Below are 11,423 nucleotides of genomic sequence, written 5' to 3' on the forward strand. Positions count from 1 at the left end.
TTACAAGATACTTGTTGCCCTATTTTTAGAGCAAATATATATTCTTATATCACCTAGATTATAAGAGAAAAAATTTCAAATAGCCATACAATTTTTTTCCGTAACTATGCGGAAAACACTTTTATGAAAAATCCTAAAAATTAAACTAAGACAGTTAACTTTTAAAGTGTTGCTTATTTAGAATCTCAGTTCTGAAAAGTATTATTCCTAATTTTTGGATTGCGCATTGAGCCACGAGAAAATATTGTCGTAAATTTGTCCATCTACTTCTGCTTTATTTCTTCCTCCGAAAGTTGAATCGCTCGGTTCAAAGCCAGATATTTCTTGGCCATTTCGGATAGTCTCTGGATCTTGCACACCTGTTACTTGATTATTGAAGTAATAAATCCATGACCAGTGACCAAGATAGTCTACACCTTTGATATCTGTTCCAGAAACTGATTCATAGTAAGAGAACCATTTATTGGTAGCTCCAGCGTCAATCAAGGCTTTATAGATGGGGAGAGAGTAGGTTTGAGGGTTGACAGTCGTATCATTAGCTGCATGGATAAACCAAATTGGAATATCTTTAATAGCATTTACTTTTTCTCTATCAAACCAAAGTTCCTCTCTTTGCACTGGAACCTCTTGTCCTGTTTGCTCATCCTTGACCTTCTTGTAGGTACCGTCTTCATTGCGCTCAAGATCATAGTAGGAGTAAGCTGTAGCACTTGGTGCCAAGGCTACAAAATAATCAGGATAATGGATAGCCATATTCATGGTCATATAACCGCCATTTGAACACCCTGAAAGATAAATGCGATTAGGATCGATATCGGGGTTTGGCTTAACATACTCTTTAATAGTATCCATCAGTATTTCTGTATAGCGAGAAACACCCGCACCAGAACCGTTTGTGCCATCGCCTTCATCCATCCAATAGGTAGGGGACTGAACCGCAAGAACATAGGCTCCTTTCTGCTTACCAGCGGAGAACTGCCTTTGAATATCATCACCTATCAAGGCCGTAACTTCATTACCAAGCAATTCAATACTGGTATCTGTCCCACCTTCTCCTTGACCGTTTAACCAAATAATCAAGGGATTTTTATCTTGACCTTTTAGCTTTTCAGGCTGATAAGCAGCATAGTGCAAGGTAGACTTTTCTTTTTTATTTGTCAAAGAATTTTTATAAGTGCCTGTAAATTTATCTTTAACATTAAACTTATCAACTTCGGGTATTACACGATTTTTTATGGCATCAGTATTCTTAGAAAGGATACTGTCACCAATTTTGAGACCTTTAACAATGACATTATAGTGAGAAGCCCACTCATTCATAAAGGTCTCTGTGTTATAGTGAAATGGGCTAGCGACAGCGGAGAACGTTTTATCTGAGTAGTCAACATGAAGATCCAATGTAACATATTTACTCTTCTTAGTAGTCTCCTTACCCAACTTGTCAGATAAGTATACATTATCTACAGTTCGATCAACCTTAGCAGTCTGCACGGTGACCTTAGCACCATCCGCTGATTTAACAGGAGTATTCAATTCAATGATTACTTTTCGCACTGCCGGCCCAAATTCATACCCTTGAATACCAATAGATAGTTTTTTAATACTTGGTTTAGTGGTATTGCTGGTCGCTGAGCATCCGACAATAACCAACCCTAAGATAGTAATAATAGCTAGTTTTAAAGACCGGCGCATCTCGCACCTCCTTAATTAAATATCCTATAGTTGTTATAAGAAGGACTATGTCAAATGACCATTTAGACTTTTTCCGTATCAGTAAGGAAAGCGATTTCGTTTTAATTAAACAAGCCTGCAGCAATGCTAAACAATCAATCAGATAAGACGCACAGTTTCCTCAAAATTGGACACCTTTTTCGTATTTGTCCAATAATAAATCAAATTTTTTACAGGCAAGCTCTCTAAGAACTATAATAGGAGCAAAATTAAAATTGGAGGTTTGGGTCTCATGATGGATAACTTAATTGTTAAGCAACTCATAAAAAATTCATTTGATATTCCGCTGCAAGTTACCTACCCTAATGGTAAAACTGAGGTCTATAATGGTGAACATCCACGGGTCAAAATTAAATTTAATAAGAAAATCTCAGTGTCTAATCTTACCCAGAACGCTTCAATCGTTTTAGGAGAAGCTGTCATGGACGGCGATATTGAAATTGAGGGTTCGATTCAAGAATTGATTGTGTCAGCCTATCATGCTTCTGATAGTTTTTTGAAAAATAGTAAATTTGCCCGCTTCTTACCCAAGCAATCCCATACTAAAAGTGATAGTAAATCTGATGTCCAAAGTCATTATGACATTGGGAATGACTTTTACCGTCTGTGGCTTGATAAAACAGCGACCTATTCTTGTGCTTACTTCCAACATGAAGATGATAGTTTGGAAGAAGCTCAGATCAATAAAATCCACCACATTATTAAGAAACTGAATCCGCAGCCTGGAAAAACATTATTGGATATTGGCTGTGGCTGGGGTACTCTCATGTTAACAGCCTGTGAACAATACGGCTTGAAGGTCGCAGGTATCACACTTAGTGAAGAACAAGCTAACTATGTCAATCAGCGCATCAAGGAAAAGGGCCTAGAGGATCGAGCAAAAGTCATCCTTAAAGACTACCGCGATATTGAAGAGGGACCTTATGATTATATTACCAGCGTTGGCATGTTTGAACATGTCGGTAAAGAGAATTTAGGCCAATACTTTGACACCCTTTCTCGTTACCTTACAGAGGACGGTCTGGCTCTGATTCATGGGATTACTGGTCAAGCAGGAGGAAATCATGGCAATGGCTATAATGGCTGGATTAACAAGTATATCTTTCCCGGTGGTTACATTCCTCGGCTAACTGAAAATTTGGAGCATATTTCTGATGCTGGACTTCAAGTAGCAGATATTGAATTCCTGCGTCGTCACTATCAAAAGACTCTTGAGAGGTGGACAGAGAACTTCCACAAAGCTCTGCCAGAGGCGCGGAAACTCCACGACGAGCGGTTCATCAGAATGTGGGATTTATATTTACAGGCTTGTGCCGGTTCCTTCCAAGCAGGGAATATCGATGTGGTTCAATACCTTCTATCAAAAGGAGAAACCAAGTCTACCATGCCTATGACTAGGGACTATATGTATAAATAAGCAGACAAAAAGCTGAGTCTAAGAGTTTTCCTAGACCCAGCTTTTTAATTTTAGTGATTTTCAGGCAATGATGCTTGCTTGGTTCGTGGTAATATGAAAACGAGATAACCGACAATGCCCTCTCGCTGAAGTTAGTAAGGAGCCTAATAGACAGAAAAAACTTCTGCTCCCTCGAGCTTTAATTCGTTAAGCACCGTGATGGAGCGGGAGGGTTGGAGCTTTTTATCTATTATAGGTAGTCCTTATCATCTTTGCCAAGGTAGAACAATAAATTTGATAGCTAACTATACTGATTTTTATTCCACTCCCCTTTAGACATTTGTTATTTTTGTAACTGATAACTGAACACGTCTAGGCTCTTGCGGGAAAGGATAAAATATGACTAGAAATCCTATACTTCTTTGCCTATTTTGCCATTGAGACGTTTAACGGCGTTGTACCTTAGTTTAATTGAGCCTGGGCTAAAACCATACGTCTTTTTTTACGCCCTTAGCAGCTTAATTTAATTCTGCAATTTGATAAAGTTCAACCTCGGCAGCTGTTTCGGAGCCGAACATGCTAATCATAATTTTAGCCTTATTATTTTCGATTTCAATGACTCGGCCTTCCTGTCCCATGAAAGCCCCATCAATAATCTGTACCACATCGCCAACCTTGATATTGGTATCGATAACATCAACTGTTTGTCCCATAGATAACAGAATAGCTCGAATTTCTTCTTCTAGGAGAGGCGTTGGTTTTGAACGGTTTCCGTGAGAACCGACGAAACCAGTAACATTGGGAGTATTACGCACGACAAACCAAGCGTCATCCGTCATAACCATTTCCACAAGGACATAACCCGGGAAACGATTCTCCTCGACTTCTTTGACCTTACCGTTTTTTTCAACGTTAACAGTTTGGGTCGGAATTTCAACACGCAGGATATTCTCCGTCATGTTGTAAGTCTGCGCTCGCTGCAATAGATTTTCTTTAACCTTATTTTCATAACCTGAATAAGTTTGCAGGACAAACCAGCCCTTATCAAATGAATCTAGCATAGTAATTTCCTTTCATAATAAAAAAGCCTTGGTAGGCCTTAATGTCCTTCTTATTATAACACAAGTTAGGATAGCTGGAAAACTTTTTCATAGGATTTTTAAAATCTCTTAAAACATGGTATACTAGTGCTATCGAACTCTTTTAGGAGAATATTTTTAAGGAGACCATTTTTATGATGAATGAAAAAGAATGGGCTGAATTTTTTGAATTAGTAAACGGAAGAAAACCAGAAGCAGCTGACTATGTAAAGGCAGAAGCAGCTGGTGAGTATATTCCGGATCAGCCTAAACAGGCAGGACAAACAGTTGATACACCTGCTGAACAGCCAACACAAATAGAGCCTGAAAGCAGTGAGCTCCAGCCAGAATCGAGTCAAGTCCAAGAAAACCAGCAACAGGAACAGCCGCCTCAACTGACTGATCAAGCACCCGTAAATAATATGACGGTTTCACAAAATAGCAATACAGCTGTACTCAATTCTTTTGGACAACCAGTCATGCCTGCACCACAAAAGCCTAAACGGTTCCCTAACCTCTTTTATAAGGAGGGTCAAAAAGGCTGGCCAATTTGGCTTAACATCGGTATTATGGTAATTATCGCTGTACTTTTGCTTACCTTAGGAATTCTAGGATTCCGAGGCCAGGAAAAGGCAGCACAAAAGAATATCGAAGGAGACTGGGAATTAGTTGAAACAGCTTACTACGATGATGGTGGTTGGGATACTTTTTCGCAGAATTCTAGGATCGTTGATAGTAAGTATAAAGAAGATACTAAAGGATTAAAGATTAATACCTTTTTGTCCAGCAAAAATGGTAACTTAGTATCCTATAACTATATAACATTCCCGCCAGCGCTACAAGATGAGTTACCAGATGATGTGTATGCCACTGCCTCTTTGGCTGATCCAGCTTTGACTTTAAATGTTAAAACAAAGGAGCATCGCATTGAGACTCGTATTGAGGATAGTAAATTCTATAACTATTATCTGGCTGATCCAGATGAACCACTCCAACTCGATGATTGGAAAGCAAAATATTTTATCAATGACAATCAACTAACAATTGTTTATTTTGAACATGGTGAACCTTACTTTAAGGAAACCTACAAATCCATGACTAAACAAGAAGCTAAGAAAGCTAAAAACAAGGCTAAAAATGGATATGAAGCCTATCACGACCTTTTAGATGAGTACTACGGTGATGATGAGGAATACAGTGATGACAGTGACTATCGTGGCGGAGGCGAATTCCAAGCCGGATAATCCCCCTTCTAATATGTGTTTAAACAACGAAGATAATTTGCTTTCTCCTCGCTGATCTTCGAGGCCCTATAATTCTTGGTGAGGAATTATAGGGCCTTTTTGGTGTTCAGCTTAAAACGGGGACTTAGCTTTTACCGCTATCTCCACCCCTTCCAAAAGTTCCAGAGGATCTTTCGAGCTTGAAACTTGTGTGGATAGGATTCATCTCTTTTTTAGTTGAACCTGGTTACGATTATTACGATTTAGAAGGTAATTTTGCCAACGGTCGGAATAAAATAACCACTGTCTCATATATAATCCAAATTTGAGATATCTTTGTTCTGACCACTTTTGCTAGTTTTTGAGTATACAAAAAGGCATCTGCAAAGCAGACACCCACAGGGAGATTCACACTATATATATCTTAGAAGGGTAGAGTCACCTGAGTAAGAAGATAGGACATTCCCCAGCGAAGAACAAAATCAAAAGCGTAGATAATTGCCGTAAAGAAAGCCGTATACTCCAAAATTGCGAAAAAGTCAATCCAGCGTTGTTTAGGAGTTGGCCAATTTGTTTGTTCTAAGATTTGAAAAATTCCAGCTAAAAATTTCACGATAATTCCCTCTCTTTTGCTAAACTGTTAGCGTGTTTCTTTGTGCAAGGTGTATTTTTGACAGTGTTTGCAATATTTATTGACCTCTAAGCGTGTCGGTTTAGGGTTACTGCTTATACTGATTGAATAATTGCGCGAACCACATTCCGAACAGGCTAGGCTTGCTTTTTTCTGCGCCATAAGTCCTCCGTTTTAATCCCACCTATTGTAGCATGAATTAGGATTTCAATCAAGTTAGTAAGTTTATCTGAGCCTAAACTATCTGATAAACTGCAGCTTAGATAAAATCAGCGACTAAATCAACAAAGAGGCTGAAACAAAAAGTCCAGCCCTTTTGAATGTATATAAAAGCATCAGACAACATAAGGGGAACAAGATCTGTTCTTACTCCTACACAGTTGGTACTTTGGCACCCACGACGCACTATGGAAGTCCTTAACTGGAAATATCTTAGTTCTCGGGTATCCACCTTAAAATAAGAAAACAAACGCTTCGAATGATTGATTGCTTATAGATCACTTTATGTGTTATATAATTTACGAATGCTAGCTAGACTCTGGCAGATGCCTGATTCACTCCCGATTTTGCAGGCGATAGCACTAACATTATAGTAGTCTCCTCACTCTCTCGTTAATGTATCTCCATTGCGAAAAAAGATAAGATCATTTATTGGAGCCAGCCTTTGAAGGTATTCCAAGCATCCTTAGCTTTATCTACAATACCAGAATCATCGACAGCCTGACCGACCTTATCTTTGGCATCTTCGGCCGCATCACCAATTTGATCAATAATCCCTTTAGATTCATCCGCATTGGCGCTGCTATCTTCATTATTAGCATCGTAGGTTAGATCCTGACCATCCGATAAATAGGCATTCTCTTGAGAAAATTCTGTCCCCTTGGTATAGGGTAGAATGTAGCTCGATACTTGGCTGAAGACATTGTCAGAAGTTCCATATTCATCAACAATATAATGATTTTCGTCCGTATGCTCGAAGCCCATCCACTGAGCAATGACCACATCAGGTGTATAACCGATAACCCATTCATCACTGATCAAGTTTTCGTCAAAGTTGGTTTCAGTAGTCCCCGTTTTCCCAGCCATAGTATAGCCATAGGCATTAGCACTGACAGCTGTCCCGTTGGAAAAAGTCCCCAGCATCATACTAGTCATCTTGTTGCTGACAGACTTACTAATAACGCGAGATGAAGCTTTCTTATACTCGACGACGGGCTTACCTGAGGCCGTCTCGATCTTAGTGATAAAGTGGGCTTCATTCATAACTCCACCATTAGCAAAAGTAGAGTATGCTTGAGCCATTTCTAACGGGTTGGTTGTGACACTGCCACCGAGGGCAACACCTAGGTTTTTAGGCACATTATCCATATTGAGACCAAATTTTTTACCATAATCAAAAGCCGTGCTGACTCCCATTTCGTTCAGCAGATGAACAGCTGGAATATTATAGGAATTGGCCAAGGCCTGATACATAGGAACACTTTCCGTCTCAATACCGCCGTAGTTAGAAGGAGCATAACCATTATAATCCTGAACAGTATTAGGAAGCTCCTCATCAATGTCATAACCTTCGGCGACAGCTGGTGAATATACAACCAGAGGCTTAATCGTTGATCCTGGACTGCGCGATGACTGAGTAGCATAGTTATAAGATCTAAAGGTAGGATCATCCGTCGAGCCGAGACGTCCAACTAGACTGCGGACACCACCGGTCGATGGGTCGATAGCTACACTGGCAGACTGAGCGGTTGAACCATCATAAGGTGAGGTAGGAAAATTGGCCGACTGAGCATAGACTGTTTGCATTCCATCTTGATAGTTGGTATCCAATTCAGTGTAGATTTTATAGCCATTATTAAGAATATCTTTCTCCGATATCCCGTATTTATCAATAGCTTCGTTGACTACAGCATCAAAATAAGAGGGATAATTATACTCCTCAGCCTTGCCCGCATAGGTATCACTAAGGCGGCTGGATATATCAACGCCCCTGTATGATTTTGCATCAGCTTGTGTCAAATAGCCAGCATTAACCATATTTTGCAGGACAGTATCGCGTCGGTTGGTAGCATTATCGGCTGAATAAAGCGGATTATAAATCTCTGGGCCTTTCAACATTCCCGCCAGAGTTGCCGCTTCATCAACAGTCAAATCAGCAGCACTGGTTCCAAAATATTTTTGACTGGCATCCTCAACTCCCCATACACCATTGCCAAAGTAGGCATTGTTGAGATACATGGTTAAAATTTGGTTTTTGGAATATTTCTTATTGAGCTCTACTGCTAGGAAAAATTCCTTGGCCTTCCGCGTAACAGTCTGTTCCTGAGTCAGGTAAGCATTCTTGGCTAACTGCTGGGTAATCGTTGAGCCTCCTCCGAATTTTCCGGCAGTTAGAACAGCTAAGAAAAAGCGCTTATAATTAATACCGTGATTCTTATAAAAACTGCGATCCTCGGTTGCAATGACAGCTTTTTCTAAATCATCAGAAATAGCATCTAATTCAACATAGGTTCCCTTATTCCCCATCAGGTTACCAGCTTGCTGACCTTCTTTATCATAAATAACCGTTGAAGATTTCAAAGCATCCTGTAAGTCAGATACATTAGTTGTTTTGGCTAGATAAAAAAGATAGGCCGCTGTAAAAAGAACAAAGATACTAGCTCCAATGGCCAAAATCTTGTTAATCTGGTAGCGACGCCAAAAACGGCGAATCCAAGATTGTTTATCTGGGATGATGACCTTGAGAAAAGCGAGTTTAGGATATTTTTCAATCAGCTTGTCTAGGTGACTCTGATGGTGGCCTTGACTGCGATGGTACTCGCTTTCATGAACAGGTACTGACTCCAAACGCTGGGTCATGCTCATTTCATCACCAGCTTGACTGTCAGACGGCTTCCTTGAAGGTTTTTCTTTATTCTTGTTTCTATTCAGCAGTTTCGTTTTCAATTGACGAGCCTGCTGTTTGATTATCTCTAAAAACTTCATAGCCCTATTATAGCAAGTTTCCTTCAAAAACCTAGAGAGAAAATGCGATTTGTGCTAAAATCAAAAGCATGAAATTCCGAATTACTCTACCGCCCTCTTTCCCCCAGACAACAGTCAAAGGATTGCTGGAGGAACACTGGTTAGTTCCCCGCAAAATACGTCACTTTCTACGAACGAAGAAGCATCTGTTTGTCAATGGAAATAGCATCAACTGGCAAAGCCCCGTTCAAGCTGGAGATTATATTGATGTGATTTTTGACCAAGACGACTACCCTAAAAAAGAAATTCCCCTAGGTCAAAAAGAGCTAGTCGACTGCTGCTATCAAGATGAACATCTGATTATCGTTAATAAACCCGAAGGAATGAAAACCCACGGCAATGCCCCTGATGAGGTGGCCTTACTCAACCATGTGTCTGCCTACGCTGGGCAAACCTGCTATGTCGTCCATCGCTTGGATAAGGAAACTAGCGGCTTGGTGCTTTTTGCTAAAAATCCTTTTGTGCTACCCATTCTTAATCGATTATTAGAAGATAAAAAGATTAGTCGTCATTACTGGGCTTTGGTTCAGGGGGGATTTAGGCAAAAGAAAGTCACTTATACTGATAAGATTGGACGAGATCGACATGACCGCAGAAAGCGTATCGTTAGTCCCCAGACAGGCCAAGGGGCCATTACTCATGTCACTAAACTCAAGAGCTTTCCCAATCAGACTCTTGTTGACTGTCGGCTAGAAACTGGACGAACCCATCAAATTCGTGTCCATCTAGCCTATCACGATCATCCCCTCATTGGTGATCCACTTTATCATAGGCATCCCAAGGGGCGACTGATGCTTCACGCTTACCAGCTCAGTTTTACCCATCCCTTTACAGCAGAAATTCTGACGTTTAAAGCCAAATCAGCAAGCTTTGAACAAGGACTACACGATAGAATAGAATGGCGTTCCCCATAGTACTCTTAAGTTCTCTTGCATAAATTTTACAGTTAAGCAGGAGAAAACTGCAAAATTGTCATATCGGAGAGGCAAGGTTCTTGTTTACTGGAATGTTACAAATTGGTCCTCGTAACATAGATGTGACCACCAGCCCATAAAAACAAACAGGAATCGGATACTTGAACCGACTCCTGTTTATGGTTACTGGTAGATAACAGGTCCTAGCCTTATAGCAGGAATAATGTCCTAACTACCATCAAATATAATAGTTCAAGATAGTCTGCTAGACTCCGTTTGTTCCATCAGCGCCAGCAACTGTTGAATAATCTCATCGGTCAAGAGGTCTAGCCCTAGGGATTTCATCAGGTGTTGGATAAAGCGCAAGCGTCTGGTCGAATCGATGGTAGCACCTGATAACTCTCCCCACCAGTTAAGGAGAAGCAAGAAGGCCTCAGCACACTCATCTGGATATTCCGTCTCTATAGAGCCATCTGTGATACCCTTACGGATGATATCCGCTATCACAGCCCCACCCCCTTTAAGACTGACCTGTATGGTAATCATCTTAAAACTAGGTTCCATAGTAATCAAATCTAGATTTTGATTGACCTGCCTAGATACTGAATGATTCAGATTTAGCAGCAACAACTCTCTTAGTTGCTCTAAACCATTCAAGTGGTTAGTCGCCTGTTTCCATTCCTCAAAGTAACCTAGTATCTGCTCTTCATATCTACTAAGGACCTGTTTAAAAATCTCATCCTTGGATTTGAAGTGGTGATAGATTGCCCCCTTTGAAATACCCGCCCTTAGGGTAATGTCCTGCACGCTGGTTTGACTAACTCCTTTACTAGCAAAAAGCGCCATAGCTGTTGTTAATATTTTTTCGATCATGGCTTGGGAGTCGTATTTCTTTGCCACAGTTAACCCTCCATTTTCTATTCTAGTTTATTGTACCAGAAAAGGTGGTAAACCGCAAAAGAAGCTAGAACTCTAAATTTAAGCCCTAGCACCAAGGACTATTTTATGGCATCAACACCTACTACTCACCCACCTCAGTCGTAGATAAACTGCGGCTCCTACCATTGTTTTGGTGTCTTTAGCCACCAGTATTTTTTCCTTTCATTAGTCAGAAAAACAGCGATCAGGTCAGAAACGCGTTGCCTACGGCGTTTGTTCCTCCTTGTCAGCCCCATACCAGAGATAGATACTATATAGGGTCATGATAGCAATACCACCTAGGTAAAAGATTGGATTGACCTTAGAGAAATCGCCAAACCCTGTAGCCTCTCTTATACCAACAAAGCTACCAGGTACGTTGTTAATCAGCGCGTGGAAGAGTACGCAGACGACAACAGACCTCGTCCTCTTATAAAGTCCGGCAAACCAGATAGCAAAGACGATACAACTGATAAAAAAGAGCGGGAAAGAGGTCTGGCCTCGGTC

The 11,423-nt window shown here is 40.5% G+C and carries 10 protein-coding genes; 3 read left to right on the top strand and 7 right to left on the bottom strand.

What is annotated here, in order from left to right:
• Positions 1 to 207: 207 nt before the first annotated feature.
• Positions 208 to 1,692: a prolyl oligopeptidase family serine peptidase gene (locus ACVR1G_RS09610; RefSeq protein ID WP_447452957.1), complete on the bottom strand. Its 1,485-nt coding sequence runs from the start codon at positions 1,690 to 1,692 to the stop codon at positions 208 to 210.
• 271 nt (positions 1,693 to 1,963) lie between these two features.
• Here ACVR1G_RS09610 and ACVR1G_RS09615 point away from each other — a divergent pair, with 271 nt between their 5' ends.
• On the top strand, positions 1,964 to 3,148 hold the full coding sequence (locus ACVR1G_RS09615) for a class I SAM-dependent methyltransferase (protein WP_447452958.1): 1,185 nt from the start codon (positions 1,964 to 1,966) through the stop codon (positions 3,146 to 3,148).
• Positions 3,149 to 3,645: 497 nt separating this feature from the next.
• Here the strand turns inward: ACVR1G_RS09615 and nusG are convergent, their stop codons facing one another.
• Complete coding sequence (gene nusG, locus ACVR1G_RS09620) at positions 3,646 to 4,188, bottom strand: transcription termination/antitermination protein NusG (RefSeq protein WP_447452959.1); 543 nt, start codon at positions 4,186 to 4,188, stop codon at positions 3,646 to 3,648.
• Between the two features lie 173 nt (positions 4,189 to 4,361).
• Here nusG and ACVR1G_RS09625 point away from each other — a divergent pair, with 173 nt between their 5' ends.
• A complete protein-coding gene (locus ACVR1G_RS09625) occupies positions 4,362 to 5,450 on the top strand; it encodes a hypothetical protein (RefSeq protein ID WP_447452960.1) in 1,089 nt (362 codons plus the stop codon).
• A gap of 403 nt (positions 5,451 to 5,853) precedes the next feature.
• On the opposite strand, the gene secE is transcribed toward ACVR1G_RS09625, so the two are convergent.
• From secE to pbp2a, 3 genes are all read right to left on the bottom strand, one after another.
• Positions 5,854 to 6,042: a preprotein translocase subunit SecE gene (gene secE, locus ACVR1G_RS09630; RefSeq protein WP_447452961.1), complete on the bottom strand. Its 189-nt coding sequence runs from the start codon at positions 6,040 to 6,042 to the stop codon at positions 5,854 to 5,856.
• Between the two features lie 27 nt (positions 6,043 to 6,069).
• Positions 6,070 to 6,222: a 50S ribosomal protein L33 gene (rpmG, locus tag ACVR1G_RS09635; RefSeq protein WP_447452962.1), complete on the bottom strand. Its 153-nt coding sequence runs from the start codon at positions 6,220 to 6,222 to the stop codon at positions 6,070 to 6,072.
• A gap of 486 nt (positions 6,223 to 6,708) precedes the next feature.
• Positions 6,709 to 9,045, bottom strand: coding sequence for a penicillin-binding protein PBP2A (pbp2a, locus tag ACVR1G_RS09640; protein WP_447452963.1), 2,337 nt, complete (start codon positions 9,043 to 9,045; stop codon positions 6,709 to 6,711).
• A 68-nt stretch (positions 9,046 to 9,113) separates the two neighbouring features.
• On the opposite strand from pbp2a, the gene ACVR1G_RS09645 reads away from it, so the two are divergent.
• Entirely contained in the window at positions 9,114 to 9,998 is an 885-nt protein-coding gene (locus ACVR1G_RS09645) for an RluA family pseudouridine synthase (RefSeq protein ID WP_447452964.1), read from the top strand.
• Positions 9,999 to 10,250: 252 nt separating this feature from the next.
• Here the strand turns inward: ACVR1G_RS09645 and ACVR1G_RS09650 are convergent, their stop codons facing one another.
• Positions 10,251 to 10,898, bottom strand: a complete 648-nt coding sequence (locus ACVR1G_RS09650) for a TetR/AcrR family transcriptional regulator (RefSeq protein ID WP_447452965.1) — start codon at positions 10,896 to 10,898, stop codon at positions 10,251 to 10,253.
• Positions 10,899 to 11,141: 243 nt separating this feature from the next.
• On the bottom strand, positions 11,142 to 11,423 hold a 282-nt coding region (locus ACVR1G_RS09655), incomplete at its 5' end, for a CPBP family intramembrane glutamic endopeptidase (RefSeq protein WP_447452966.1).

Source organism: Streptococcus dentasini (assembly GCF_053206945.1).